Origin of the sequence: Pseudomonas sp. P4795, from assembly GCF_048822895.1 — a bacterium.
In the GTDB taxonomy this organism is placed as follows: domain Bacteria; phylum Pseudomonadota; class Gammaproteobacteria; order Pseudomonadales; family Pseudomonadaceae; genus Aquipseudomonas.
The window spans coordinates 418,667-445,263 of record NZ_JBMFBT010000002.1 but is presented as its reverse complement, the minus strand read 5'-3'; the positions used below and the strand labels follow the sequence as shown (position 1 = coordinate 445,263).

27 protein-coding genes, 5 tRNA genes and 1 riboswitch are annotated in these 26,597 nt (G+C 58.0%); of the genes, 21 read left to right on the top strand and 11 right to left on the bottom strand.

Going from position 1 to position 26,597, the window contains the following annotated elements; all coding sequences use genetic code 11:
* Positions 1 to 126: 126 nt before the first annotated feature.
* Complete coding sequence (locus ACOI8A_RS06575; protein ID WP_420646416.1) at positions 127 to 636, bottom strand: 6,7-dimethyl-8-ribityllumazine synthase; 510 nt, start codon at positions 634 to 636, stop codon at positions 127 to 129.
* A gap of 103 nt (positions 637 to 739) precedes the next feature.
* Positions 740 to 911, bottom strand: a riboswitch (FMN riboswitch).
* Positions 912 to 1,109: 198 nt separating this feature from the next.
* On the opposite strand from ACOI8A_RS06575, the gene ltaE reads away from it, so the two are divergent.
* The 8 genes from ltaE to ACOI8A_RS06535 all read left to right on the top strand — a co-directional run bounded on the left by ltaE (position 1,110) and on the right by ACOI8A_RS06535 (position 7,219).
* Entirely contained in the window at positions 1,110 to 2,114 is a 1,005-nt protein-coding gene (ltaE, locus tag ACOI8A_RS06570) for a low-specificity L-threonine aldolase (protein ID WP_420646417.1), read from the top strand.
* A gap of 146 nt (positions 2,115 to 2,260) precedes the next feature.
* Entirely contained in the window at positions 2,261 to 4,879 is a 2,619-nt protein-coding gene (alaS, locus tag ACOI8A_RS06565; RefSeq protein ID WP_420646418.1) for an alanine--tRNA ligase, read from the top strand.
* A gap of 90 nt (positions 4,880 to 4,969) precedes the next feature.
* Positions 4,970 to 6,211, top strand: coding sequence for an aspartate kinase (locus ACOI8A_RS06560; protein WP_420646419.1), 1,242 nt, complete (start codon positions 4,970 to 4,972; stop codon positions 6,209 to 6,211).
* A 185-nt stretch (positions 6,212 to 6,396) separates the two neighbouring features.
* A complete protein-coding gene (csrA, locus tag ACOI8A_RS06555; protein WP_002554426.1) occupies positions 6,397 to 6,585 on the top strand; it encodes a carbon storage regulator CsrA in 189 nt (62 codons plus the stop codon).
* 62 nt (positions 6,586 to 6,647) lie between these two features.
* A tRNA-Ser gene (locus tag ACOI8A_RS06550) sits at positions 6,648 to 6,738 on the top strand.
* Positions 6,739 to 6,845: 107 nt separating this feature from the next.
* Positions 6,846 to 6,922: transfer RNA gene (locus tag ACOI8A_RS06545), tRNA-Arg, on the top strand.
* 72 nt (positions 6,923 to 6,994) lie between these two features.
* Positions 6,995 to 7,071: transfer RNA gene (locus ACOI8A_RS06540), tRNA-Arg, on the top strand.
* Positions 7,072 to 7,142: 71 nt separating this feature from the next.
* Positions 7,143 to 7,219 (top strand) — tRNA-Arg (locus ACOI8A_RS06535).
* A 19-nt stretch (positions 7,220 to 7,238) separates the two neighbouring features.
* On the opposite strand, the gene ACOI8A_RS06530 is transcribed toward ACOI8A_RS06535, so the two are convergent.
* Positions 7,239 to 7,757, bottom strand: a complete 519-nt coding sequence (locus ACOI8A_RS06530) for a cell envelope protein SmpA (RefSeq protein WP_420646421.1) — start codon at positions 7,755 to 7,757, stop codon at positions 7,239 to 7,241.
* Between the two features lie 321 nt (positions 7,758 to 8,078).
* Between ACOI8A_RS06530 and mgtE the strand changes: the two genes are divergently transcribed.
* Entirely contained in the window at positions 8,079 to 9,521 is a 1,443-nt protein-coding gene (mgtE, locus tag ACOI8A_RS06525; protein ID WP_420646422.1) for a magnesium transporter, read from the top strand.
* 124 nt (positions 9,522 to 9,645) lie between these two features.
* Here the strand turns inward: mgtE and ACOI8A_RS06520 are convergent, their stop codons facing one another.
* Both ACOI8A_RS06520 and ACOI8A_RS06515 read right to left on the bottom strand, forming a co-directional pair.
* Positions 9,646 to 9,972: an Arc family DNA-binding protein gene (locus ACOI8A_RS06520; protein WP_003178899.1), complete on the bottom strand. Its 327-nt coding sequence runs from the start codon at positions 9,970 to 9,972 to the stop codon at positions 9,646 to 9,648.
* A gap of 12 nt (positions 9,973 to 9,984) precedes the next feature.
* Entirely contained in the window at positions 9,985 to 10,278 is a 294-nt protein-coding gene (locus ACOI8A_RS06515) for a hypothetical protein (RefSeq protein ID WP_420646423.1), read from the bottom strand.
* A gap of 82 nt (positions 10,279 to 10,360) precedes the next feature.
* Between ACOI8A_RS06515 and phnN the strand changes: the two genes are divergently transcribed.
* Positions 10,361 to 10,933 carry a phosphonate metabolism protein/1,5-bisphosphokinase (PRPP-forming) PhnN gene (gene phnN / locus ACOI8A_RS06510; protein ID WP_420646424.1) on the top strand — a complete coding sequence of 191 codons (573 nt, stop codon included), beginning with the start codon at positions 10,361 to 10,363 and terminating at the stop codon, positions 10,931 to 10,933.
* Here phnN and ACOI8A_RS06505 read toward each other — a convergent pair.
* Both ACOI8A_RS06505 and ACOI8A_RS06500 read right to left on the bottom strand, forming a co-directional pair.
* Complete coding sequence (locus tag ACOI8A_RS06505) at positions 10,908 to 11,087, bottom strand: PA3371 family protein (RefSeq protein ID WP_420646425.1); 180 nt, start codon at positions 11,085 to 11,087, stop codon at positions 10,908 to 10,910. The genes phnN and ACOI8A_RS06505 overlap by 26 nt on opposite strands.
* Positions 11,088 to 11,108: 21 nt before the next feature.
* Positions 11,109 to 11,339, bottom strand: a complete 231-nt coding sequence (locus ACOI8A_RS06500) for a hypothetical protein (RefSeq protein WP_420646426.1) — start codon at positions 11,337 to 11,339, stop codon at positions 11,109 to 11,111.
* Between the two features lie 283 nt (positions 11,340 to 11,622).
* Here ACOI8A_RS06500 and ACOI8A_RS06495 point away from each other — a divergent pair.
* A tRNA-Arg gene (locus tag ACOI8A_RS06495) sits at positions 11,623 to 11,699 on the top strand.
* Positions 11,700 to 11,771: 72 nt separating this feature from the next.
* On the opposite strand, the gene ACOI8A_RS06490 is transcribed toward ACOI8A_RS06495, so the two are convergent.
* On the bottom strand, positions 11,772 to 13,205 hold the full coding sequence (locus tag ACOI8A_RS06490; protein WP_420646427.1) for a lysozyme inhibitor LprI family protein: 1,434 nt from the start codon (positions 13,203 to 13,205) through the stop codon (positions 11,772 to 11,774).
* A 164-nt stretch (positions 13,206 to 13,369) separates the two neighbouring features.
* Here ACOI8A_RS06490 and ACOI8A_RS06485 point away from each other — a divergent pair, with 164 nt between their 5' ends.
* From ACOI8A_RS06485 to ACOI8A_RS06470, 4 genes are all read left to right on the top strand, one after another.
* Positions 13,370 to 14,974 carry a response regulator gene (locus ACOI8A_RS06485; RefSeq protein WP_420646428.1) on the top strand — a complete coding sequence of 535 codons (1,605 nt, stop codon included), beginning with the start codon at positions 13,370 to 13,372 and terminating at the stop codon, positions 14,972 to 14,974.
* Positions 14,971 to 15,663 (top strand): sensor histidine kinase, encoded by a 693-nt coding sequence (locus tag ACOI8A_RS06480; RefSeq protein WP_420646429.1) that lies wholly within the window; start codon positions 14,971 to 14,973, stop codon positions 15,661 to 15,663. The genes ACOI8A_RS06485 and ACOI8A_RS06480 overlap by 4 nt, the downstream gene beginning before the upstream one ends.
* Positions 15,664 to 15,865: 202 nt before the next feature.
* A complete protein-coding gene (locus ACOI8A_RS06475) occupies positions 15,866 to 17,107 on the top strand; it encodes a glutamine synthetase family protein (RefSeq protein ID WP_420646682.1) in 1,242 nt (413 codons plus the stop codon).
* Positions 17,108 to 17,178: 71 nt separating this feature from the next.
* Positions 17,179 to 18,546, top strand: coding sequence for an MFS transporter (locus tag ACOI8A_RS06470; RefSeq protein WP_420646430.1), 1,368 nt, complete (start codon positions 17,179 to 17,181; stop codon positions 18,544 to 18,546).
* Between the two features lie 64 nt (positions 18,547 to 18,610).
* Here ACOI8A_RS06470 and ACOI8A_RS06465 read toward each other — a convergent pair whose 3' ends face one another.
* The 4 genes from ACOI8A_RS06465 to flgA all read right to left on the bottom strand — a co-directional run bounded on the left by ACOI8A_RS06465 (position 18,611) and on the right by flgA (position 21,189).
* On the bottom strand, positions 18,611 to 19,345 hold the full coding sequence (locus ACOI8A_RS06465) for a flagellar brake protein (protein WP_420646431.1): 735 nt from the start codon (positions 19,343 to 19,345) through the stop codon (positions 18,611 to 18,613).
* A 92-nt stretch (positions 19,346 to 19,437) separates the two neighbouring features.
* A complete protein-coding gene (locus ACOI8A_RS06460) occupies positions 19,438 to 19,905 on the bottom strand; it encodes a flagella synthesis protein FlgN (protein ID WP_420646432.1) in 468 nt (155 codons plus the stop codon).
* A 48-nt stretch (positions 19,906 to 19,953) separates the two neighbouring features.
* Positions 19,954 to 20,280 (bottom strand): flagellar biosynthesis anti-sigma factor FlgM, encoded by a 327-nt coding sequence (flgM, locus tag ACOI8A_RS06455; protein ID WP_420646433.1) that lies wholly within the window; start codon positions 20,278 to 20,280, stop codon positions 19,954 to 19,956.
* Between the two features lie 147 nt (positions 20,281 to 20,427).
* A complete protein-coding gene (flgA, locus tag ACOI8A_RS06450; protein WP_420646434.1) occupies positions 20,428 to 21,189 on the bottom strand; it encodes a flagellar basal body P-ring formation chaperone FlgA in 762 nt (253 codons plus the stop codon).
* 82 nt (positions 21,190 to 21,271) lie between these two features.
* On the opposite strand from flgA, the gene ACOI8A_RS06445 reads away from it, so the two are divergent.
* From ACOI8A_RS06445 to flgE, 6 genes are all read left to right on the top strand, one after another.
* Positions 21,272 to 22,204, top strand: coding sequence for a chemotaxis protein CheV (locus ACOI8A_RS06445; protein ID WP_420646435.1), 933 nt, complete (start codon positions 21,272 to 21,274; stop codon positions 22,202 to 22,204).
* Positions 22,205 to 22,250: 46 nt separating this feature from the next.
* The gene (cheR, locus tag ACOI8A_RS06440) at positions 22,251 to 23,078 is read left to right on the top strand and encodes a protein-glutamate O-methyltransferase CheR (RefSeq protein WP_420646436.1); all 828 of its coding nucleotides are present in this window, start codon (positions 22,251 to 22,253) and stop codon (positions 23,076 to 23,078) included.
* A gap of 236 nt (positions 23,079 to 23,314) precedes the next feature.
* Positions 23,315 to 23,722 carry a flagellar basal body rod protein FlgB gene (flgB, locus tag ACOI8A_RS06435; RefSeq protein ID WP_420646437.1) on the top strand — a complete coding sequence of 136 codons (408 nt, stop codon included), beginning with the start codon at positions 23,315 to 23,317 and terminating at the stop codon, positions 23,720 to 23,722.
* Positions 23,723 to 23,725: 3 nt separating this feature from the next.
* Positions 23,726 to 24,169 carry a flagellar basal body rod protein FlgC gene (gene flgC, locus ACOI8A_RS06430; RefSeq protein ID WP_420646438.1) on the top strand — a complete coding sequence of 148 codons (444 nt, stop codon included), beginning with the start codon at positions 23,726 to 23,728 and terminating at the stop codon, positions 24,167 to 24,169.
* Positions 24,170 to 24,184: 15 nt separating this feature from the next.
* The gene (gene flgD, locus ACOI8A_RS06425; protein WP_420646439.1) at positions 24,185 to 24,913 is read left to right on the top strand and encodes a flagellar hook assembly protein FlgD; all 729 of its coding nucleotides are present in this window, start codon (positions 24,185 to 24,187) and stop codon (positions 24,911 to 24,913) included.
* A 30-nt stretch (positions 24,914 to 24,943) separates the two neighbouring features.
* Positions 24,944 to 26,287 (top strand): flagellar hook protein FlgE, encoded by a 1,344-nt coding sequence (gene flgE, locus ACOI8A_RS06420; protein WP_420646440.1) that lies wholly within the window; start codon positions 24,944 to 24,946, stop codon positions 26,285 to 26,287.
* Positions 26,288 to 26,597 lie beyond the last annotated feature (310 nt).

Genomic DNA, 26,597 nt, shown 5'->3' with positions numbered 1-26,597 from the left:
CATCTATGGGATGATGCAAAACCCTGTAGGAGCTGCCGAAGGCTGCGATCTTTTGATCTTGCTCTTGAAAATCAAAAGATCGCAGCCTCGTTTCACTCGACAGCTCCTACAGGAGCCGGTCTGTGTTTAGACCGCTACCGCACGCGGCTCAGTGCGGCGCAATGCACGCACTTTCAACAGCGTATCCGCACAAGTCTTCGCCGCTTCCTGACCCTTGTGCACGAAATGCTCGAAGAAGAACTTCTGGTGTTCTTCGCCGGCATGGAAGTGGTGCGGGGTCAGGGACACCGAGAACACCGGCACTTCGGTTTCCAACTGCACCTGCATCAGGCCGCTGACGACCGACTGGGCGACGAACTCGTGACGGTAGATCCCGCCGTCCACCACCAGCGCTGCCGCAACGATACCGGCATAACGACCGGTTTTCGCCAGCAGCTTGGCGTGCAGCGGCATTTCAAAGGCGCCGCCGACTTCGAAGAAGTCGATGTCCGATTCCTGATAACCCTGAGCGAGCATTTCGGTGAGGAAACCTTTACGGCTCTGATCGACGATTTCCTTGTGCCAGCAGGCCTGGATGAACGCTACGCGCTCGCCGTGAGAGTGTTTGCTTTTGCTGTCGATTGCGGTGGGTTGCATGTTCTGACTCCTGTTTTGTATGAAAAACAGGGCGATATGAATCGAAAGGGATTCAAGGGTGCGCGCACTCGCACGAATGCGGCAGGCGGCCCTTTGGCGTTAATCCCGTTCTCTCTTCATCCGGACTATGACCGTCGGCCCCGGGATCACACCGGGTCTGCTGACCTTGCCGTCGAGCACAGCCATTGCCGTGTCCGTCGCCAAGCGCTCGCGGGCTATGCGCATTGCGCGCAATTACCGCCGGTGGGGAATTGCACCCCGCCCTGAGAACGTTTGTGCCGCCCTTTGTCGGGCGGCGCAGCGTTTTTAACACAGATTCGCGGGCCGTGCATTGCGCCTTTGTGATGATTGCTATCGAGATTTTTGTTGATGAGAAACGACTATTCCTTGCGTAAGACTTGATTAATCCGCGCCATGCCCGCAGTAATCCCCCTTCGAAAAGGGATTTCCCCTGCTGAATTGAGGCCAGGTTCATGAGCGTTATCGATCTTCGCAGCGACACCGTCACCCAGCCGACCGCCGCCATGCTTGACGCGATGACCGCTGCGGACACCGGCGACGACGTGTACGGCGAAGATCCGACGGTCAATCGTCTGGAGGCCGAACTGGCAAAACGGCTGGGTTTCGCCGCCGCGCTGTTTGTCCCGACCGGCACCATGAGCAACCTGCTGGGCCTGATGGCGCATTGCGAGCGCGGCGACGAATACATCGTCGGTCAGCAGGCGCATACCTACAAATACGAGGGTGGTGGGGCGGCGGTGCTTGGCTCGATTCAGCCGCAGCCACTGGAAGTGCAGGCTGACGGTTCGCTGGATCTGGATCAGGTCGCGGCGGCGATCAAGCCTGATGACTTCCATTTCGCCCGCACGCGGCTGTTGGCGCTGGAAAACACCATGCAGGGCAAAGTGCTGCCGTTGGAATATCTGGTCCGGGCGCGCAAATTCACTCGGGACAACGGCCTCCAGCTGCATCTGGACGGTGCGCGGCTGTACAACGCAGCGGTCAAGCTGGGCGTTGATGCGCGGGACATCACCCAGCATTTCGATTCGGTCTCGGTGTGCCTGTCCAAAGGACTCGGCGCGCCGGTCGGCTCGGTGCTGTGTGGCTCGGTGGAGCTGATCGGCAAGGCCCGGCGCCTGCGCAAAATGGTCGGCGGCGGCATGCGTCAGGCCGGGTTGCTGGCAGCGGCGGGGCTGTATGCGCTGGATCACAACGTTGAACGTCTGGCCGATGATCATGCCAATGCACAGTTTCTCGCGGATGGACTGCGCGAGGCCGGTTATGCCGTTGAACCGGTGCAGACCAACATGGTTTACCTGCAGATCGGCGACCAGGCCGAAGCGATCAAGCGGTTTGCCGCCGAGCGTGGGATCAAATTGAGTGCTGCCGGTCGTCTGCGGATGGTCACGCACATGGACGTCAGTCGCGCGCAAATCGAGCAAGTGATCGCGACATTCGTCGAGTTTTCGCGCAACTGACAGCGTTAGCCGTCCAATTGACCGTTTCTATCGTATAAACACGCTGTACCCCGCGCGCAGGGCCGATATAATGCGGCCCTTTGCCGTCGCTTCGTCTGTTGACGTTTCGCACAGGCCTTTGGCCGCAGCCTCCGTGGAAGAACCTAATGAAAAGCGCAGAAATCCGTGAAGCCTTCCTTCGCTTCTTCGAAGAACAAGGTCACACCCGTGTAGCCTCCAGCTCTTTGATTCCGGGCAACGATCCAACCCTGCTGTTCACTAACGCGGGGATGAACCAGTTCAAGGACTGCTTCCTGGGCCAGGAAAAACGTGCGTACACCCGTGCGACCAGCAGCCAGAAATGCGTGCGCGCCGGTGGCAAGAACAGTGACCTGGAAAACGTCGGTTATACCGCTCGTCACCACACGTTCTTCGAAATGCTCGGTAACTTCAGCTTCGGTGACTATTTCAAGCACGACGCGATCACCTACGCCTGGACCTTCCTGACCGGCGTTCTGCAACTGCCGAAGGAAAAACTCTGGGTCACCGTGTACGCCTCGGACGACGAAGCGTATGACATCTGGACCCAGAAAATCGGCGTGCCGGCCGAGCGCATGATCCGCATCGGCGACAACAAAGGCGCGCCATACGCGTCCGACAATTTCTGGACCATGGGCGATACCGGCCCGTGCGGCCCATGCACCGAGATTTTCTACGATCACGGCGACCACATCTGGGGCGGCCCACCGGGCTCGCCGGAAGAAGATGGCGACCGTTACATCGAGATCTGGAACAACGTGTTCATGCAGTTCAACCGCACCGTCGATGGCGTGTTGCATCCGTTGCCAGCGCCGTCGGTGGATACCGGCATGGGCCTGGAGCGGATCAGTGCGGTGATGCAGCACGTCAATTCCAACTACGACATCGACCTGTTCAAGAACCTGCTGAAAGCTTCGGCCGACGCCATCGGCTGCGAGAATGGCGATCAGTCGTCGCTCAAGGTTGTGTCCGACCACATTCGTTCGTGCGGTTTCCTGATCGCCGACGGCGTGCTGCCGTCCAACGAGGGTCGCGGCTACGTGCTGCGCCGGATCATCCGCCGCGCCTGCCGTCACGGTAACAAGCTCGGCGCTACCGGCAGCTTCTTCTACAAGATCGTCGCGGCGCTGGTCGCCGAGATGGGCGAAGCCTTCCCGGAACTGAAAAAGCAGCAGAGCAATATCGAGCGCGTACTCAAGGCCGAAGAAGAGCAGTTCTCCAAGACCCTGGAGCACGGCCTGAAGATTCTCGAGCAGGATCTGCTGGAACTCAAAGGCACCGTGGTGCCGGGCGACGTGGTGTTCAAACTCTACGACACCTACGGTTTCCCGATGGACCTGACCGCCGACATCGCCCGCGAGCGCAGCCTGACCGTCGACGAAGCCGGTTTTGAGCGTGAGATGGAAGCCCAGCGCGTCCGTGCACGTTCCGCCAGTTCGTTTGGTCTGGACTACAACACGCTGGTCAAAGTCGACGTGGCCACCGAGTTCACCGGCTACAAGGCCACCAGCGGTTCGGCGAAAATTGTCGCCATCTATAAAGAAGGCCAGTCGGTCGACGTACTCAGTGAAGGCGAGGAGGGCGTGATCGTTCTCAACCAGACGCCTTTCTATGCTGAATCCGGCGGCCAGATCGGCGACTGCGGTTTCCTTCAGGCCGGCAACGCACGCTTCGACGTACGCGACACCACCAAGACTGGCGGCGCATTCCTGCACCACGGCGTGTTGGCGTCGGGCAGCCTGACCATTGGCGCGCCGGTTGAAACCCATGTCGATGCCGAAGTGCGTCACGCCACTGCGCTGAACCACTCGGCCACGCACTTGCTGCACGCCGCATTGCGTCAGGTGCTGGGTGAACACGTTCAGCAGAAAGGTTCGTTGGTCGACAGTCAGCGCCTGCGTTTCGACTTCAGCCACTTCGAGTCGATCAAGCCTGAGCAGATCAAAGCTTTGGAAGACATCGTCAACGCCGAGATTCGTAAGAACTCTGCGGTTGAAACCGAAGAAACCGACATCGAAACCGCCAAGCAGAAAGGCGCGATGGCGCTGTTCGGCGAGAAGTACGGCGACAACGTGCGCGTGCTGAGCATGGGCGGCGATTTCTCCGTCGAGCTGTGCGGCGGCATCCACGCCAACCGTACCGGCGACATCGGCCTGCTGAAAATCATCAGCGAAGGCGGTGTGGCTTCGGGCGTGCGTCGTATCGAAGCGGTGACCGGCGCTGCGGCGCTGGCCTACCTGAACGCAGCAGAAGAACAACTCAAGGAAGCGGCCACTCTCGTCAAGGGCAGCCGCGACAACCTGATCGACAAGCTGTCGGCTGTGCTCGAGCGCAACCGTCTGCTGGAGAAGCAACTCGAGCAGTTGCAAGCCAAGGCTGCCAGCGCTGCGGGCGACGATCTGTCGGCCTCGGCACTGGATGTCAAAGGCGTGAAAGTGCTGGCCGTGCGTCTCGACGGTCAGGACGCCAAGGCGCTGCTGGCGCTGGTCGATCAACTGAAAAACAAACTCGGCCGCGCAGTGATCCTGCTCGGCAGTGTCCATGAGGAAAAGGTCGTTCTGGTTGCAGGCGTGACCAAAGACCTGACTGGCCAACTCAAAGCCGGTGATTTGATGAAACAGGCTGCTGCGGCAGTGGGCGGCAAGGGCGGCGGTCGTCCGGACATGGCGCAGGGCGGTGGTATTGACGCCGGCGCACTGGATGGCGCACTGGCGCTGACCGTTCCATTCGTCGAGCAGGGTTTATAAGACGGCCCGTCGGCCCCGCTGTCTAGTGGCGGGACCGACGGCTGTTCGAGTGATTATTGGGCGCCCTTCATGGGCAGAGGCGGCTTTGAAATGGCTTTGATCGTACAGAAATTTGGAGGCACCTCGGTCGGTACTGTCGAGAGAATCGAGCAGGTCGCCGACAAGGTTAAGAAATTCCGCGATGCCGGCGATGACCTGGTGGTTGTGCTGTCTGCAATGAGCGGCGAGACCAACCGTCTGATCGATCTGGCCAAGCAAATCAGTGGCGACGAGCAACCGGTTCCGCGTGAACTGGACGTGATCGTTTCCACTGGCGAGCAGGTGACCATCGCACTGTTGGCTATGGCGCTGATCAAGCGCGGTGTGCCGGCGGTGTCGTACACCGGCAATCAGGTGCGGATCCTGACGGACAGCGCGCACAATAAAGCGCGTATCTTGCAGATTGATGACCAGAAGATTCGTGGTGACCTGAAGGCTGGCCGCGTTGTGGTTGTTGCTGGTTTCCAGGGCGTCGACGAGCACGGCAACATCACTACGCTGGGGCGTGGCGGTTCGGACACCACCGGTGTGGCGCTCGCCGCTGCGCTGAAGGCTGACGAATGCCAGATCTACACCGACGTTGATGGTGTGTACACCACCGACCCGCGAGTGGTGTCCGTCGCTCAGCGTCTGGACAAGATCACCTTCGAAGAGATGCTGGAAATGGCCAGCCTCGGTTCCAAGGTGCTGCAGATCCGCGCGGTGGAATTCGCCGGCAAGTACAACGTCCCGCTGCGCGTACTGCACAGCTTCAAGGAGGGTCCGGGTACCCTCATTACTATTGATGAAGAGGAAACCATGGAACAGCCGATCATTTCCGGCATCGCTTTCAATCGCGATGAAGCCAAGCTGACCATCCGTGGTGTGCCAGACACCCCGGGCGTAGCTTTCAAGATTCTTGGCCCGATCAGTGGCGCGAACATCGAAGTCGACATGATCGTGCAGAACGTTGCGCACGATAACACCACCGACTTCACGTTCACCGTGCACCGTAATGACTTCCAGGCCGCACAGACCGTGCTGGAAAACACCGCTCGCGAGATCGGTGCCCGTGAAGTGGTGGGCGACATCAAGATCGCCAAGGTCTCGATCGTTGGCGTCGGCATGCGTTCCCACGCAGGCGTGGCCAGCCGCATGTTCGAATCCCTGGCAAAAGAAAGCATCAATATCCAGATGATCTCGACTTCGGAAATCAAGGTTTCCGTGGTGATCGAAGAGAAATACCTGGAACTGGCTGTGCGCGCCCTGCACACGGCTTTCGAACTCGACGCTCCGGCCCGTCAGGGCGAGTGATGCGTTGTCTGAAGGGCGCGGTCTGACCGCGCCCTTTATTTTTTGAATGGCGCGCCGCTGGATCTGTTCTTTTGCGCGCGCTGGTCAATACTCAGGCATGTAGGGCTGCGATCGCTCCGGTTGTAGGTCGGGTGCCTTTTTTTCCAGACTGTTGTCCCTGAACTGAATTGCGTGAGGATAAAGGTATGCTGATTCTGACCCGTCGGTGCGCGGAAAGCCTGATCATTGGTGATGGCGAAATCACCGTGACGGTGCTCGGCGTTAAAGGAAATCAAGTGCGTATCGGCGTCAACGCCCCGAAAGAGGTTGCCGTGCACCGTGAAGAAATTTACCTGCGTATAAAGAAAGAGAAGGACGAAGAACCAAGCCATTAATTTTTATCGTTTTTTATGTTTGCAAACGGGGAAAAGGTTGGTTAAGATACGCCCCGTGTTGCGGAGAGCTGGCCGAGTGGCCGAAGGCGCTCCCCTGCTAAGGGAGTACACCTCAAAAGGGTGTCGGGGGTTCGAATCCCCCGTTCTCCGCCATTATTTGCTTAGTACGTCGTAATCTGGCTTTTTCGGTAAGTTGTTGAAATTACTAGAAAAAGTGGTTGGAATAGAGATTGGACGGGCTATAATGCGGCGCAACAAATGCACTCGTAGCTCAGCTGGATAGAGTACTCGGCTACGAACCGAGCGGTCACAGGTTCGAATCCTGTCGAGTGCACCATTTAAGAGTCAATTGCAGCGATGCAAATGACTTGGCTTCAACCAGATGTGATCTGGTCTATCAAACACAAATGCACTCGTAGCTCAGCTGGATAGAGTACTCGGCTACGAACCGAGCGGTCACAGGTTCGAATCCTGTCGAGTGCACCATTTAAGAGTTAATTGCAGTAATGCGATCAACTTGGTTTCAACCAGTTGTGATCTGGTCTAAAAACACAAATGCACTCGTAGCTCAGCTGGATAGAGTACTCGGCTACGAACCGAGCGGTCACAGGTTCGAATCCTGTCGAGTGCACCATATACCGAAAAGCCCGCGTTTAACGCGGGCTTTTTGCTGTCCGGGATTTGGCTTTTCCGGACACGCAGCCTTTCTCATCAAAATCAATTTGTGCACTTCGGCCTTTCTTGAGGTCGTAGCGATAGGTCGTGGTCGAATTGCGAATGCCGACCTTGTCCGGTTTGCCGAGTGCGCTCTCTACATCCTGCTGATTCATGCCGACGACCACGCGCTGATTGATGATTGCTTCACGCCGTTGTCTGGCGTCGATCAGATCTCCACATTTGTCATGGTTTCGTCCGATGACGCCCAACTGGCGGGTTCTGCTATTCATACCGGATGTTTCTTCGTGGCGCGCCTCGGGTAGCAGTGTCACGGTCGAGCCGGGCGAGTAGGGCCGAACTTCCTGTAGCGACAGCTGCTCGTCATTCGCGCAACTAAGCGTGGTGAACGTGATGCTGCCGTCAGGCGCTTCGCAGCGATGCAGAGTGGCCGCATTCGCGGCGGGAGGCAGGCAGAGCAGGGTGGTCAGTACAAAACGAGCTGTTTTCAATGGCATTCGACGTCCTCCATGACGTTACCCGGTCAAGGTTAGTCGCTGCGCCGTCTGCCGCGAGTGTGCTTTCTTTTCAGGATGAGTCGTCGCACTTGCATGGATCAGCGCGGCGCTCAGGTTTGTCTCGCAAGCGCTTGTTTCAAGCTGGATTTTTTAACGTTTAAAACCGTCAGGCGGTGTATCATTGCGCCCGTCAGCCCCGCCGGGGCTTATGGAAAACCTCCATGGACTTACCCAGTAGTTGTTCAGTATCCCGTTTTTCCAATCATGAATTGACTGATTGATCCTTCCGGCGTGCCCCGCTGCTGGGAGTGGAGTTCGCCTATGTCTCAAATCGAAGTAAAGAAAACACAGGAAAGCCTGCAGGATCGCCTGGCTCAAGTCGTTGAGCTGCTGCAGCGCCAGCGGGTCGTCGAAGACCTGACGCATCGCCAGGAAGGCGCAAATCATGACCGGGTCGAAAACCTGGTCCACCGGCAGAACCTCGTCGAGTTGCAACGCAAACTCGATGATCTGCACTCCGCCGACGTCGCCTATATTCTTGAAGCCTTGCCGCTGGACGACCGTCTGACGCTCTGGCAACTGGTCAAGGCCGACCGCGACGGCGACATTCTTCTCGAAGTATCCGACTCCGTCCGTGAAACGCTGATCGCCGACATGGACGATCACGAGCTCCTGGCTGCCGCCAAGGACATGGACGCCGACGAACTTGCTGACCTGGCTTCCGAGCTGCCGCGAGACGTCGTCCATGAGCTGATGGAGACCCTGGATAACCAACAACGTGAGCGCGTGCGGTCGGCCCTGTCCTACGACGAGGAGCAGGTCGGTGCGCTGATGGACTTCGAGATGGTGACCATTCGTGAAGACGTCAGTCTCGAAGTGGTTCTGCGCTATCTGCGCCGTCTCAAAGAGCTGCCGGGGCATACCGACAAACTGTTTGTGGTCGATTACGACGGCGTGCTCAAAGGCGTGCTGCCGATCAAGCGTCTGCTGGTCAACGACCCGGACAAGCAGGTGGCGGAAGTCATGGCCAGCGATCCGGTGAGTTTCCACCCGGATGAGGACGCCTACGACGCCGCTCAGGCGTTCGAGCGTTACGACTTGATCTCGGCCCCGGTGGTCGACAAGAACGGCAAGCTGATCGGCCGTCTGACCATCGATGAAATGGTCGACCTGATCCGTGAAGAGAGCGAAAGCGAAGTTCTCAACATGGCTGGTCTGCGCGAAGAGGAAGACATCTTCGCCTCCGTGTGGAAATCCCTGCGCAACCGTTGGGCGTGGCTGGCGGTCAACCTGATCACTGCATTCATCGCATCGCGAGTGATTGGCCTGTTCGAAGGCTCGATCGAGAAGCTGGTAGCCCTCGCGGCGCTGATGCCGATCGTGGCGGGCATTGGCGGTAACTCGGGTAACCAGACGATCACCATGATCGTACGCGCGATGGCGCTCGATCAGGTCAGTACCGGCAACACCTCGCGTCTGATGCGCAAGGAGCTGGCAGTTGGCTTGATCAACGGTCTGGTGTGGGGCGGGGTGATCGGTGTAGTCGCCTATCTGCTGTATGGCAGCTGGTCGCTGGGTGTGGTGATGACAGCGGCGATGACGCTCAACCTGCTGCTGGCGGCGCTGATGGGGGTGTTGATCCCGATGACGCTGGCGAAGATGGGGCGCGACCCGGCAATGGGCGCGAGTGTGATGATCACGGCCATGACCGACAGTGGTGGCTTCTTCATCTTCCTCGGGCTGGCGACAATCTTCCTGCTCTGATCTTGCTGCATCGAAACAGCCCGCCGAAATGGCGGGCTTTTTTACACCTGCGCAAAAGCGCTGAAGTCAGATTGCGGGCAAAAAAAAGCCAGCAATCATGCTGGCTTGAGATATTCGATATGAATCAGGAAGCGTCGGCAGCCATTTCAGCGTCGTGAGCGATCAGCGACACCAAGGCGTTCTGCTGGCGGTGGGACAGTTGGCGGAAGCGTTGCAGCAGTTCGCGTTCGTGCAGTGACAGCTCCGGGCTGTCCAGACGCATGCTCAGCTCTTCGCCCAGTGCGCCTTCCTGAATAAGACTCTGCTCAAGGCGCGCGATGATCTCGGAGTTCATGCTGCGATGATGATTGCGAGCCACTTCGGCAATGCGTTCACGCATTCCGTCTGGCAGACGTACGACAAACTTGTCAGCCGTACGGCTGGAATAAATTGCCTGTTTCAATGGGCGCATATATTTAACCGGTTAGTTCAGGGGAGCGGTTTCGGGAATGGCCGCAGGATGTGTGGTAGGACAAGCATCCGCGCCAAATGGTTCAACCTGAATTGCTAAGAGGCGGGCATCATGCCTCAAAATTGCCAGATCATTGGCGCCAATTCTGTGACAAATATTGATCCGGGTAAAGGCGTAATGCCAGCACCAATTATCAGAAATGCGGACTGGTTTGAAAAGATTGCTCTGGCCCGCATGGTTGACCGCATCCTGAAACACGCCGAGTGGTGCCCAAAGGCCTCGGAACGTGCATGCTGTGCGGTTCAAACCCCTCGTTCCCTACCTTGTACAGGATAGTGGCAATTTGCCGATTTACTAGGGGTAACACCCGCTGGAGGGCGTTTTCAGGATGGATGGCAGGGTTATTTACCTGATGGGACCCTCGGGCTCCGGCAAAGACAGCCTGATCGAGGCTGCGCGTGATGGGTTGTTCAAGTTGAATTGCGAGGTAGTACGCAGAGTCATCACTCGTTCGGCGGAGTCGGTGGGCGAAGACGCTATCGGCGTGTCGTCTGCGGAGTTCGCGAAACGCCGGGAGGCAGGAGAGTTTGCGTTGGCATGGCGCGCCAATGGGCTGCATTACGGCATTCCCGCTGAGATGAACCGGTGGCTGCAATCCGGTCAGCATGTGCTGGTGAACGGCTCTCGCGGTTACCTGCCGCAGGCGCGGGAGCGCTATCCGACGCTGCTGCCAGTGCTATTGACGGTCAAGGATGAGGTGCTGCGTCAGCGCCTGGTCAAACGCGGAAGAGAAGGGCTGGCGGAGATTGATGCACGTCTGGGCCGCAATGCGCTGTTCGTTGCGCCTGAAACACTTGGAGAAACACCCATTCATCTGTTGGATAACTCGGGCGATCTGGCGGAGACCGTCGCCCGGTTGCTGGAGTGGATCAGACTTAACGCAGAACAGGATCGAATTTGATTCTGCGGCCAATAACCAAAGCCAGGATGAACCCCACTGCAAACACGGCGCAACTGATCAGAGGCGGGGAAATCTTCGCCTCATCGAACAGCGAAAAATGCAAAACGCCGCTCAAGAGCGCGAGGATTAACAATCCCGTGGCTGATTTGGACATGCTTAACTCCAGAAAAATGATTCAAAACACCAGACGTTCGGTCGACTGCGCAAGCGGTGTGTGTAGCGTCTCGCTGACATCCTGCGGCGCAAAACCACGCTGATCGCTCAACACCGCCAGTTGCGGCGCCCGCTGCACTTGCAGGTAATGGGGCATGCGCTGCGCCACCTGCTCATTGCTCTCGGGGGCAAAATGAAATCCCACCAGAACCGCCAGGGCGGTTGCGTTTGCAAGCAAGAGGGCGCTGTTCATCAGGCGAGTCTCCGAACGTTCTTTATAAGAACAGACAAAGCAGCCAGCGTGCCAACAGTCTAACCGCTGTTAAGTCCTTTAAAAACAAGGTTTTATAGGTATTTTGGAACCGTCGTGCATTGCAATTTGCACTGCCGGGTTTGTGCTGGGATGCAAAATGCACGGTAAAACTTCCGTCAGCGTTGCAACGCGCCTGCCTACACTGAAAAAGCACTATGGACGACATGACAAATAAAGGCCTGGCCGTTACCATGCACGCCGTCTGTCGTATCGGCTGACTTGTGTCTCAGTAGCTCAATTGGATAGAGCATCCCCCTCCTAAGGGGAAGGTTGGCAGTTCGAACCTGCCCTGGGACACCATATATTCGAAAGCCCCTCGCAGAGCGATCTGGTGGGGCTTTTTTGTTGCACTCAATCGCGCAGAGTCAGCAGCTAAAACAACTCAGCCCCGCGCGCGCTTACCTCCGAACTAACTTGCGTCACATGCCTACGCCCGTTGATCGAGTAACTCTGTTCCGGATCTGCAGAACCTGGCTTGCGCAGCATCAGCAGTGCATTCAGCCCGTCTTTTTCGCCGTAACGTCCATACCAGTTGATCAACCTTGCGATGTAGCAATCGTTGCCGATGATCACCGTCATGTCCGTGACGGGCTCTACTGCGTAGTAACTTGCACCGTAACTGGAATAGTTGTCGTCGCCTTCTCCCGACGCGGGAATGGGGCATAGCGGCGCTGTACTTTCGCTCGGTTGCTGAGGTTTGCCAGCGTTCGATTTGATCAACGCTCGGCTGAGCGTCTTCCGCAAGCCTGGATCAAGCTTGTATGTGGTGTTGTCTGCCTCGCGATATTGACTGCGAGGCACCGTCAGTCGGTAGTCATACCGAACCGTAATCGTCGGTATCTGACGGTTGATCTTCAAAGGATTGATCAAGTACAGCTCATCAACACCGTAAGAGCCGTCGCGGAAGGCCAGATACGTTCTCCCGTGAGATTTGATCCAGCTGGCCCACTGGTCGGCGCCGCGATCACTTATGGAGAACAGTGAGCTGCCTGCGCCTGCTTCAGGATCGTAGGGCGTCAATCGGCGAGTAAACCGCCCTCCATCACGACGCAGGGTGTCATAAAACGTAAACAGCCCAGTACCGCCGGTATAGGTTGCAATGAGCAAGTCGCGCTGTCCGTCGCCATCCAGATCCATCAATGTATAAGTGGCCCGGCCTTGCGCCGCATCCGCGTCGAGACCTGAGGCGGTCAGCGCCCTCCATTCATCCTGGGTGACGCCCTTGGGAGTTTTTTTCGGAAACAGCGTGTGATCCTCGCTCGGGTCATCATTCGGGTCGCCATCGAATGAGGTTTGACCCTTGCTGATCGTGAGAGAGCCCACTGCCCGCTCCAAGGCAAACTCCGGATACACCTTGCTCATATCGCGAATGCGTTGTTGCAGATCCTCCGTGACCTGTTTGTCGATATCGTCAGGTTGATACGCGACCGCATCGGTCCACTGCGCGTGCAATGCCTGCAAGCGATCCGTATAGCGCTGATTCAAGCAACTGACATCCTCGCCGCACGCATCGCGCGTCTTCAGCCACTGCCGCTGGGCGCTCTTCACCTCAGGCTGTCTCTGCGTAGCAGCCTTAATTAGTCGCCCATAAACCGCCCCCATCTGCACATCCAGCTCATACAACGGCTTGTTCGCACAAATAGCGATTTCCACCACACTCGCCGCTTTCGCACAGTCCATTCCGGCGGCCGTGGCGAGCTGGGTAAACAGCAGCGCGCAAGCCGACACGATGTAGCGTCCTTTGATGTTCACGATCAAAACCTTGAAGTAGGGAGGGAACACCCGCGCAGAGTAATCGTCGCGCAACGAATCTTGAAGCCCCGCTTCAAGGGAATGCCACTTGTGGCCGATAACCCCAACGGTAACTTCAGATTTGCACGAAATCGCTTGATAGCATTTCGCCGCCAGCTATGATCTGCGCGCCTGAAAAATGCCCCCGGTTCATCCTCTCAATTGCCTGGAAATCGTTGATGTCGTCGTATCACCAAAAGAGTTTTCTGATCGTCGATGATTTTTCGGATTTCCGCAGTTCCGTGCGCTCGATGCTGCGCGAGCTGGGGGTCAAGGACGTGGACACCGCCGACACCGGCGAGCAGGCGCTGAAAATGTGCTCGCAGAAGTCCTACGATTTCATCCTGCAGGATTTCCACCTCGGCGACGGCAAGAAGAACGGCCAGCAGGTGCTCGAAGACTTGATGATGGAAAAGCTGATCAGCCACGAAGCGGTATTCGTGATGGTCACCGCCGAGACCAGTCAGGCGATGGTGCTCAGTGCCTTGGAGCACGAGCCGGACGCGTACCTGACCAAGCCGTTCAACCGCTCCGGGCTGGCTCAGCGTCTGGAGCGTCTGGAGCAGCGCAAGACCCTGCTCAAACCGATTCTGCAAGCGCTTGATCGCGGCAAGCCGGTCGAGGTGCTCAACGCCTGCATCGCCCTGTGCAAGCAGGACATCCGCTATTCGCCGCTGTGCCTGCGCTATCGCGCCGATGCCCTGCGTGATCTCAATCAGAACGAAGCACTTGAGCGTCTGTACGACAGCATCATTGCTGATCGGCCGCTGCCGTGGGCGTTCGCCGGGTTGGGCAAATTGTTATTCAAGCGCGGTCAGGTCGCACAGGCCAAAGGCGTGTACGAAAAAGCCCTGAAAGTCTTCCCGATGATGCCATCGTTGTACGACGGCATGGCCGATGTGCTGATCGCCGAAGGCGACAGCAAGGGCGCGCAAAAAGTTTTGGAAGAAGCCATTCGCCTGTCGCCGCTGGCGGTGCGGCGTCAGGCGTTGCTTGGCAAACTGGCGATGGCCAACGAAGACTTCGACACCGCTTCGAAGGCTTATCGTCAGGCCGTGGCGCAAGGTGCGCAGTCGCGTTTCAAGGATGCGGAAAGCAATCTCGGACTCGCCCATGCGCTGATCAGCAAGGGCAGCGAAAAGGGCCTCGATACGCGCACGCGGCTGGAGATCAACACTACGCTCAGCGCTGTGGCCAAGGAAAACCCCAGCGATCCGGGTTTGCAGATCCGCGCGCGCCTGATGAAGGCCACCAGTCTGTTGCTGAACGACGCCGAGACCGCCGAGAAGCTCACCGAGCAGGCGATGCTGCGCCTCGACGGCATGGAGCAGTTCATGAGTCCGGAGGCAGCGCTGCTGGTGGCCAAGCAATTGCAGATGCTCGGTCAGGCCGAGGCGGGCACCTCGATGCTCAAGAGCTGCGCGGAAATCTACGGTGACGATCCGGCGGTGATGAAAGACATCGCCAAGCTCACCGATGACCCGGCCATTCTCAGTTCGAGCAACGCCGCCGCCGATCTAAACCGGCAGGGTGTACGCGTGTACAAGACCGGCAACCTGGTGGAGGCCCGCGAGGTATTCCGCAAGGCGCTGAAGATGCAGCCGAAGAACATCAGTATCGCGCTGAACATGGCGCAGTCGCTGTTGCACGGTACCGATACCAGCGTGCCGTCGGCGGAGCTGGAAGAATGTCGGGCCTGCCTGAAACTGGTGGGCATGATGCCCGACACCGACGCGCGTTTTTCGCGCTATCAGAAGCTGAAAAGCAAGGCGTTTGGCGAATGAACCACGACGAGCAGGCACTGGATTTTTCCACGGTGATCGCATCCACCGTGCACGACATGAAGAACTCGCTGGCGATGCTCATGCAGACCCACAGCCAGTGGCTGTCGCGTTTGCCCGAAGCACAGCGGCACAGCCCGGAGCAGGGTGTGATGGACTTCGAGTTCGCGCACCTGAACGGCATGCTGGTGCAGTTGCTCGGGCTGTATAAGCTCGGCGTCAATCAGATGCCGTTGCAGCCGGCGTATCACGAGCTGGATGATTTCATCGAAGCGCAACTGGCGGCGCATCAAGAGGTGTTCGCCAGTCGCGGGATCCTCGCAACTTATGAAGTCGATCCGCTGAGTCCGTTGGGTTTCTTTGATCGCGAGCTGATTGCCTCGGTCCTCGGCAACTGCATCAATAACGCGATTCGCTATGCCCGCGAATCGCTGCTGATCACCGTCAGCGACGAAGCCGGGCAACTGGTGCTGAGCATCAATGACGACGGCGAGGGTTACCCGGCCGAGATGCTCGAACGTCAGGCCGATTATGTGCAGGGCATCAACCACAGCAGCGGCAGCACCGGGCTGGGTTTGTACTTCGCCGGTCGGATTGCCGCGTTGCATCAGCGCAATGGCGTTAGCGGGCATACCGAATTGCGCAATGGCGGACCGTTGGGCGGCGGTGTGTTCAGCATCTATCTGCCCTGACGCAGAGCTTTTTGTTTGACGCTGCTTGATATTCCGAACAGCCGGAGCCTATTTTGTTCGGGTCGCCGTTCGCGGCTCGCACAATAACAAGGATTGCGTCATGACAACCGATGGCCAGCGCTCACTCGCACAGCGATTGACGGGCATTGATGAGATTGAATGTGTCACGCCGGATTTGAACGGCGTACCACGCGGCAAGGTAATGACCGCCGAGGGTTTCCTCGAAGGGCGGCGTCTGCAACTGGCGCGCGGGGTGCTGCTGCAATGCATCATGGGCGGCTATCCGGCGGCGCGCTTTTACGGCAGCGACGACGGAGATCTCGCACTGGTCGCCGATCCTGCGCAGATTCACCGTTTGCCGTGGAGCGACGAACCGCGCGCCTTGGCGATTTGCGACGCGGATGAGCTGACCGGCGAAGGCTCAAACCTGTCGACCCGTGGCCAGCTGAAAAAGGTGATTGCCCGCTACGCAGCGCGAGGCCTGGCGCCGGTGGTGGCGACCGAGCTGGAATTTTTCGTGTTCGCGCCGAACACCGATCCGACCCAACCGTTCCAGCCGCCAGTCGGCCTCGACGGTAGGCGCGAGGACGGCCATTCGGCGTTCAGCATCAGCTCGAACAACGGGCTGCGGCCGTTCTTCAGCGAAGTCTATAAATGCATGGCCGCGCTGGATCTGCCGCGCGACACCTTCATGCATGAGATGGGTGTCAGCCAGTTCGAGATCAACCTGCTGCACGGTGATCCGCTGCTGCTGGCCGACCAGACTTTCCTGTTCAAACACCTGCTCAAAGAGGTCGCGCTCAAGCACGGCCTGACCGTGGTGTGCATGGCCAAACCGCTGGCGCACACGCCGGGCAGTTCGATGCACATTCACCAGAGCGTCGTTGACATCAACAGTGGCAAAAATGTGTTCAGCGACGCCGATGGCCAGCCGACCGCAATGTTCCGCCATTTCATCGGCGGCCAGCAGGCGGGCATGGCGGACTTCACCGCGCTGTTTGCGCCGAACGTCAATTCCTACCAGCGCCTGTGCCATCCGTTCGCTTCGCCGAACAACGCCTGCTGGTCGCACGACAATCGCGCTGCCGGGCTGCGTATTCCCGCCAGTTCGCCGGTCGCCCGTCGGGTGGAAAACCGTTTGCCGGGCGCCGACGCCAACCCGTATCTGGCGATTGCTGCGAGCCTGGCTGCCGGTCTGTACGGCATCGAGCATGAGCTGGAACCCACCGCCGCGATCCAGGGCGAATTCGAAGTGCCGGATAATCTTTCGCTGCCATGTACCTTGCACGCCGCGCTGGAGCGTCTGAAACGCAGTCAACTTGCCAAGGAACTGTTCGGCAAGGAGTTCATCGAAGGCTACATCGCATCGAAAACCATGGAGTTGACCAGTTTCTTTGACGAAATAACTCCCTGGGAACGCCGTGTTCTAGCAGCCCAGGCCTGACGTAATGTCGCCATCGGGCTATCTTTTTTCGATAGCCCGATAATCACTGCAAGGAGCCGCTCGGAACGCCGATGCGCCAAATCTGGAAATCCTTTCGAGCATTGTATTTCGCCTCGCTGATGATGTTGATCGGCTCGGGTCTTTTAAGCACTTACCTGGCTTTGCGCCTGGCTGCGGATAATGTCGACGGTCTGTGGGTTGGTGCGCTGATGGCGGCCAACTATTTCGGTCTGGTGCTGGGCGGCAAGATCGGCCACCGCCTGATCGCCCGCGTCGGGCACATCCGGGCTTACTCTGCATGCGCGGGGATCGTCGGTGCGGCGGTGCTCGGCCATGGACTGGTGGACTGGCTGCCGGCGTGGCTGGTGCTGCGGACCATCGTCGGTCTGGGCATGATGTGCCAATACATGGTCATCGAAAGCTGGCTCAACGAACAGGCTGACGCCAATCAGCGCGGTCTGGTGTTCAGCGGCTACATGATTGCCTCGTATCTGGGGCTGGTGCTCGGGCAGTTGATTCTGGTCATGCACCCGGGCCTCGGTCTGGAACTGCTGATGGTGGTTGCCCTGTGCTTCGCGCTGTGTCTGGTGCCGGTCACTTTGACCCGACGTATTCACCCGGCACCGCTACACCCGGCGCCGATGGAGCCGCGCTTCTTTATCAAGCGCGTTCCGCAGTCATTGAGTACGGTGCTCGGTGCCGGTCTGATCATCGGTTCGTTTTATGGTCTGGCGCCGTTGTATGCTTCGCAGCAAGGGCTGTCGACCGAACAGGTCGGTCTGTTCATGGGTAGCTGTATTTTTGCCGGTCTGCTGGTGCAGTGGCCGCTGGGCTGGTTGTCCGACCGTTATGACCGCGCGTTGCTGATTCGTTGTTTTGCGATGTTTCTGGCAGTGGCCGCGTTGCCGTTGGCGATCATGCCAAGCGTGCCGCTGGAAGTGCTGTTTATCGTCGGCTTCCTGTGTTCGCTGGTGCAGTTCTGTCTGTATCCGCTGGCTGTGGCGTTTTCCAACGACCACGTCGAGGGCGATCGGCGCGTTTCGCTGACGGCGATGCTGCTGGTGACCTATGGCGTCGGTGCGAGTATTGGGCCGTTGGCGGCAGGCGTGCTGATGAAGCTGTTCGGGCCGCAAAGCCTGTACGCGTTCTTCACCTTCTTTGCGCTGGTACTGGTGTGGCGCATCCGGCCGAAAGCCGTGACCAACATGCATCAGGTCGAGGATGCGCCGCTGCACCACGTTGCAATGCCGGACAGCATGTCCAGTTCGCCGCTGGTGGCAGCGCTCGATCCGCGGGTGGATGAGCACGTGGTGCAGGAGCAGATGCAGAATCCGGTTGATCCCGAGCCGGAACCTGAGCCCGAAACCGAGCAGGATGCGCACACCGTCCCACCTGAGGATGATCCCCAAGGGCCAAGCTTCACCCAGGCCCGACCTTAAATCTCAGGCACAAAAAAACGGGCAGTCACCGCAAAGGACTGCCCGTTTTTCATTGCGTATTCGATCACATATCGTCTTTGTCGAAACGCCGTGCTTCACGTTGCAACTGATAGACGAAGCGCTCGACATTGCGCGCGGCCGGACCACTGATGTTGTGGAAACGCAGGCCGGCGAAGGTAATGTTGAGTTTTTCTTCGAAGTGCAGATAACGCAACTCGACCGAGACCGGTTGGTTGCCGAACAGCGGCGCGGCAGCGAGGCGGTCATAGACCTGGCCCAGTTGCAGGCGATCGGTGATGTCGCCTTCGAAGCGCAGTTTGCAACCGGTAGCGGAGATGTCCAGCAACTTGCCGTCGATCGGTGCCTTGAGCTTTTCGCCACCGAGCACGACGCTGACCAGGTCGGCCAGTTTCAGGGCAGCGCGAAAGGCATTGCGGCGCTGGTGGTAAACCACTTCTTCGGGCAAGTCGCCGACGTAAAAGCGGTCGCCATCAGAATCCTTGATGCTCAGCGTGCCGGTGCATTCCCAGGCAATGCGTACACCGTCATGGAAGCCCTCGACCTTGAACGGTTCGCCAGCTTCGAGAAAGCGCTCGCCGTCGCGCGGGATCATTTCATCGAACTTGATGGTGGCGGATTCCCGATCAACTTCGATCAGGTAGCTCTGGAAGCGCTGACTGCGCTCGTGAAAGGTGATGATCAGTGGATCATGGCTTTCTTGCAGCTGGCGCAGGTTGCTGGAGATTTCCAGGGGCGTGGTGAGCACCTTTGGGGGCTGCGGAGCGTCATCATTGGACACGTTAGATCAATCTCCAGACAAAATTTGACTACGGCTAGCCAGCATTTTGCCAGCATGTAACGCGTGTTGATAGGGCGCAAGCATAGAACAGCTTATGCCTGACTGAGTGCGCGCGGCTTCTGCAGCTTGGAGAAGGTGCCGGTGGCATCGTAAAGCGCCGGAGGCTCGCCGCCGGTGAGGATTTTCAGCTGATTGGCCGTGGCGGCCTGCTGGATCACGATCGACTGGCCGTTTTGCACATTGGCCGCCTGGCATTGGGCAATCAGATCGGTGAGGACATCGCTCTCAGCCATCAACTGCGCGCCGATGCTCGACTGGCTGGCAAGTTGCTCCAGGCCTTCGCGGGTGGCGGGCAGGTTGAGGCTGACGAGGATTTCGCTACGCTTGCGGCCATGCTGTTCAAGCAGAATGATCAGCGCCTGTTTGCGCGCCAGAATTTCTTCCAGCACCGGCATGTCGCGACCGTGCAAGGCGAGGGACTCGGATTGCAATAACTCCAGCAATTGTTGAGCTGGAGCAAAGTCGTCGGTGATCAGTTGCAGTAAATTAGTGTCGTGCATGGCTGGCCTTGGGTTTTAAGCGTCCAAAAGCCTGGCGCCGGCGAAAGCCTAGCGCTGGGCTTCGAAGTTGAGCAGTTTGCTGGCTACACGGTTGCTGTCGACTTTATAGCTGCCATCGGCAATCGCTGCTTTCAACTCGGCCACACGGGCATTGTCGACGGCAGGCTGATCGCGCAGCTTGTCAGTGACCTTCTGCAACTGTTGAGCCTCATTGCTGAGGTGTACCGATTCCCCGGCTTTAGCGGTACTGGCCTGTTCGGCCGGGGTATTCAGCGGCGCGGAGGTGCCGGTTTCGGCGGTTTCCCTGGCGTTGCTGGTACGTGTACTGCCGGTAAGTGGCGAGGAGCTGTTCAAACGGCTGAAATCGATGACCATGATAAAAACCTCTGGGAATTTGGACGCTTGCCATGTTTTCGGCCATCCCCTGGAAAACTTTAGACTCATTTACCCATGAGTTTGCATGCAGGTCCGATGCGCCACAGTTTAGGGAACAGCTCGGCCCAGCGCCAGTTTTCCATCTCGCTACATCGCGACTTCCACTTGGCCAGGCGCGACCACCTGCGCCTTGATGACCCGTTGCGAATTGAGGTTTTTCACGCGGATCTGTTCTTTCAGGCCACCGTTGGCCAGGGCTTCACCCGGCATGCGCACGGCCATCGTGCCGCTGCGCGCGGTGATTACCACTTGATCGCCCTTGCGCACCACTTCGGCTTGCTCCAGATGCACCAGCGTAATCACCTGATCAGCTACCGTTGGTCGGGTTAATTTCTGCCCGATCGCTTCATCCACCGACGTCAAAAAACCTTGGTTGATCAGGCTGATATCGCGCTCACGCAAGGTTACGTCCTGAGGCTCGATAATGCCTGCGCGTTTGAGCGGGCGCGTGGTCGTCACAATCTCGCGAAACAGGCGGACTTGAGCGGGTACGAACACCGTCCAGGGCGATGCGCCCTCGCAGCGAACCTTGACCGTAACCCGTCCCAGAGGGCGTGCCGGACTCTCCAGAGTGGCTGTCAATTCCTTGTCGCACATAGGCATGCGCATACGAGGATCGAGCTGGTTGACCTCGATCTCGTAGCGGCCTTCGGTTTGACTGCTGGCCAGATAGTCTTCTACGGTGAATTCAAGAAAGCCCTGAGTCACGCCGATAAGCATGTCAGGCATGGTAACCGTATCAGCAACGGCAGGGCTGCCAGCGTAAAAGCAGCAAATGGCGGACATCGCGCAAAGCCCTCTGCGGAGGGGAGATGTCAGGTGTCGGAATAATGTCGTTTGAGCGTTCATACGAGTTAAAAAGCAAGCGCCGTGCCGTTTAGCAATGAATGTGCGTCGCAACAACACTTGGCGTTGGTGTAGGAGTCTGGGCATGGCTGGTGTAATGGATTCGGTGAACCAGCGCACGCAACTGGTAGGGCAGAATCGCCTGGAGCTGTTGTTGTTCCGTCTCGACGGCCAACAGCTATACGGGATCAACGTGTTCAAAGTGCGCGAGGTGCTGCAATGCCCCAAGCTGACACTGATGCCCAAGTCCAGTCCTGTCGTGTGCGGGGTGGCGAATATCCGGGGGGCAACCATTCCGATCCTTGATCTGGCAATGGCGACCGGCTCGGGTGCTTTGAAAGACAAGAACAACCCGTTCGTGATCATCACGGAGTACAACACCAAGACCCAGGGTTTCCTGGTGCGCTCGGTGGAACGCATCGTGAACATGAACTGGGAAGAGATTCATCCACCACCGAAGGGGACGGGGCGCGATCACTACCTGACCGCTGTGACTCGAGTGGACAATCAGTTAGTCGAAATCATCGACGTCGAAAAAGTGCTGGCGGAAGTCGCACCGACGCCGGAAGCGATTTCGGTCGGCGTGGTCGATGTCGAGACGCAGACCAAAGCGTTGTCGTTGCGGGTGCTGACGGTCGATGACTCGTCGGTGGCGCGCAAGCAGGTGACGCGTTGTCTGCAGACGATTGGTGTCGAAGTGGTGGCGTTGAACGACGGTCGGCAAGCGCTGGATTACCTGCGCAAACTGGTCGACGAAGGCAAGAAGCCGGAAGAAGAGTTCCTGATGATGATCTCCGACATCGAGATGCCGGAGATGGACGGGTACACCCTGACGGCCGAGATCCGCGGCGACTCGCGCATGCAAAAGCTCCATATCATCCTGCATACTTCGTTGTCGGGAGTGTTCAATCAGGCGATGGTCAAGAAAGTCGGTGCCGATGACTTTCTGGCCAAATTCCGCCCTGATGACCTGGCATCCCGGGTAGTCGACCGGATCAAAGCAGCAGATATCAGCTAGGAGCCTTTTGCTCCTGGCGGTCAACACGATTTAAGAGGCGGCATCTTTGTCTACGGGTAATTTGGATTTCGAACAGTTCCGGGTCTTCCTGGAAAAAGCCTGTGGCATTTTGCTCGGTGAAAACAAGCAGTATCTGGTCTCGAGCCGTCTCAACAAACTGATGGAAGTGCAAGGCATCAAGTCCCTGGGTGAGCTGGTACAGCGCATCCAGACCCAGCCGCGCAGCGGTTTGCGCGAGCAGGTGGTCGATGCCATGACGACCAACGAAACCTTGTGGTTTCGTGACACCTATCCGTTTGAAGTCTTGAAGAACAAGGTACTGCCGGAAGCGATCAAGGCTGCTCCCAACCAGCGTCTGCGGATCTGGTCGGCGGCTTGCTCGTCGGGTCAGGAACCGTACTCGCTGTCGATGTCGATCGACGAGTTCGAGCGCAGCAACCACGGTCAGCTGAAAATGGGCGTGCAGATTGTTGCCACCGATCTGTCCGGCAGCATGCTCAACAACTGCAAGACCGGCGAGTACGACAGCCTGGCCATCGGCCGCGGTTTGTCGCCTGATCGCCTGCAACGCTACTTCGACCCGAAAGGGCCAGGTCGCTGGGCAATCAAGGCGCCGATCAAAAGTCGTGTGGAGTTCCGCTCGTTCAACCTGCTCGACAGCTACGCCAGCCTGGGCAAGTTCGACATCGTGTTCTGCCGCAACGTGCTGATCTACTTCTCCGCCGAGGTGAAGAAAGACATCCTGTTGCGCATCCACAGCACGCTGAAGCCGGGCGGATATCTGTTCCTTGGCGCTTCCGAAGCGCTGAACGGTTTGCCGGATCATTACCAGATGGTTCAGTGCAGCCCGGGGATCATCTACCAGGCGAAATGATCAACACCGGCAACACCAGAACGGGAGTCCTCAGGGGCTCCCGTTTTTTTATGCCCGGCGTTTATGCGGTGACGGCAAGCGGCAGAAAAGCGGCATCTGGCGGAAACCGGTTGCCGCTTTTCTGGCATTGCCGCTTTGCCACTGCCCGCAAAGCCCCGGAATCCGGGCTTTTGCAAACTGGCACGCGGCTTGCTAAAGCTCAGTTACGAAAAATCCGGTTACCTGAAGGTCCCGACATGAGCATCAGCTTCGATAAAGCGCTCGGCATTCACGAAAAGGCATTGGGCTTCCGCGCCCAGCGCGCTGAAGTGTTGGCCAATAACATCGCCAACGCCGATACCCCGAACTACAAGGCTCGGGATCTGGAATTCTCCAAAGTGCTCGAAGCACAGACGCAGAAAAACCAGAACGGCACCATCGCCCTGAACAAGACCAACAGCCGTCACATCGAAGCTGAAGGCCTGGGCAATGGCGACGAATCGCTGATGTATCGCACGCCGATGCAACCGTCGATCGACCAGAACACCGTGGACGCTCAACTTGAGCAGTCGAATTACGCGGAAAACGCCGTTGGCTTCCAGGCCAGCTTCACCCTGCTCAACAGCAAATTCAAAGGGCTGGTATCAGCCCTGCGCGGAGAGTAATCCATGTCCCTGTCCAGCGTTTTCAACATTGCCGGCAGCGGCATGAGCGCGCAGACCACGCGTCTGAACACCGTGGCTTCGAACATCGCCAACGCCGAAACCGTCTCGTCGAGCATCGACCAGACCTATCGCGCCCGTCACCCGGTGTTCGCCACCATGTTCCAGGGTGGCCAGAGCGGCGGCAGCGACTCGTTGTTCCAGAACCAGGACGCTGCCGGTCAGGGCGTGCAGGTGATGGGCGTGGTCGAAGACCAGAGCAACCTCGAAGCGCGCTACGAGCCGAATCACCCGGCTGCCGACGCCAAGGGTTACGTCTTTTACCCGAACGTCAACGTGGTGGAAGAAATGGCTGACATGATTTCCGCGAGCCGGTCCTTCCAGACCAACGCCGAAATGATGAATACCGCCAAAACCATGATGCAGAAAGTACTGACCCTCGGTCAGTAACAAGGGGCGACTGCCATGAGTGTTTCCGACACCACCAGCAAGCTGAGCATGAACGACATACTGGCCAACTCCACGAAGAAGACCAGTAGCACCACCACCGACGGCATTGCTTCGGCGACCAACAGCGCTACGGGCGGCAAAGCTCTGGGCAAAGATGCGTTCCTGCAATTGCTGGTGACCCAGCTGAAAAACCAGAACCCGCTGGACCCGCAGGACAACAGTGCATTCGTTGCCCAGTTGGCTCAGTTCAGCAGCCTTGAAGGCATCACCACGCTGAACTCCACCGTGAGTGGTCTGGCCGGCAACTACAACTCTTCACAAGCGTTGCAGGCCTCGTCTCTGGTTGGCCGCAATGTGATCGTGCAAACCAACACGGCACAGCTTGACGACCCGACCAAAGGCCTGACCGGTTCGGTCACAGTGCCATCGTCCATCGCGGGCGGCACCGTGACCATCACCGACAAGGACGGCAAAGCAGTTCGCACCATCGACTTGGGCAGCCGCGCCGCTGGCGCCGCCAGTTTTACTTGGGATGGCAAGGATTCCGGCGGTACCGTAGTGCCCGTCGGTACTTACACCTTCAAGGCCAACGCACCGATCAACGGCACCGCGACGGACCTGGCGACTTACCTGCCAGCGACGGTCAACAGCGTGACGATCAGCCAGACCGGTGGCGAGCTGATGCTCAACCTGGCCGGCAAGGGCTCCGTCGCCCTGTCCAAAGTACAAACCATTGGTATATAGAGCCGACTAACCGGCACAAAGGAGTGGAATATGTCTTTCAATATCGGCCTTAGCGGTCTCTATGCAGCCAACAAACAACTGGACGTGACCGGCAACAACATCGCCAACGTCGCGACCGCCGGTTTCAAGTCCTCCCGCGCAGAATTTGAAGACGTCTATTCGGCGACCAAGCTGGGCAGCGGCAGCAAGGTCATCGGTAACGGTGTGCGCCTGGCTAACGTTTCGCAGCAGTTCACCCAGGGTGACATCAGCAACACCGGTAACGTGCTCGACATGGGCATCAACGGTTCGGGCTTCTTCACCATGAGCAACAACGGATCGGTGTCCTACACCCGTGCCGGTACGTTCAAGGTCGACAATGCCGGTTACATCACCAACACCGACTACACCTCGCGTCTGCAGGGTTACGGTGTGGATGCCAACGGCAAGATCATCAACGGCGTGTTGACCGACCTGAAGATCGACACCTCGAACCTGGCACCGAAGGCCAGTTCGTCCGTGACTTCGAGCATCAACCTGAACTCGTCGGCACCGGTGATTAATGACACGGTAGCGGCTGGCAAGTTCGACCCGAGCAAGACCGAGACCTACACCAAGTCTTTCAGTACCCCGATCTATGACACTCAGGGCAACTCCCACGTCATGGATCAGTACATGGTCAAGACTGGCGAAAACACCTGGAAGGTTTACACCCTGGTCGATGGGCGTAATCCGGATGCTACCGGCAGTAATCCAACCAACGCGGCTACCCCGCCGATTGCTTCGACTTTGACGTTCGACAGCTCCGGCAAACTGACTCAGGTGAGTACACCTAGCACGTTGCCGCCTCCAGCGCCGAATCCGATCATCAGTAGCGATTTGAGGCTTACGGGTTGGGTACCGGGAACAGTCACCAATGGCACCTTCACGCCAAACGGCGCGGCTGCCAACGCGGCAGGTGTGACCATCTCCTTGGCCAAGACCACCCAGTACAACGCTGATACTGCGCGTTCGATCCCGACTCAGGATGGTTATGCTACTGGCCAGATCACTAACCTGACCATCGACGGTACCGGTACGCTGTTTGCCAACTTCAGCAACAACCAGAGCAAGGCGATTGGCCAGGTTGCACTCGCCAGCTTCACCAACGAGCAGGGTTTGCAGGCTGTCGGTGGTACTAGCTGGAAAGAGACTTTCGCTTCGGGTATTCCGGGTTATGACGCGCCGGAAACCGGTACTTTGGGTTCGATCGCTTCCAACTCGCTGGAAGAGTCGAACGTTAACCTGACTAATGAGTTGGTTGATCTGATCAAGGGTCAATCGAACTATCAGGCGAACGCCAAGACCATTTCGACTCAGAGCACGATTATGCAGACCATTATTCAGATGGCTTGATTCTGGGTTTTTGGTTGTGAAGGAAGCCCCTCTTTTGAGGGGCTTTTTTTTGGGTTGGGTTTGGGTGGATCCTATGCTTTGGGTGTTGCGACTTGTGGTTCCGCCCTTACGGCGGGTCACTTTGGCAAAAGCCCCAAAGTAACCAAAGGTCTTTTCCCTGACGTTCGGCCCGCTCGCTGGGGCTCGGGGTTCCTTCGCTCCGGGATTGTTCCGGGTGCATCGCCTCCGGTTTGCTGCGCTGCACCTCCTCTCGATGTGTTCGACTTCGTCGAACGTCGCTTCGCTCCCACCCCGGATCAATCCCTCCACT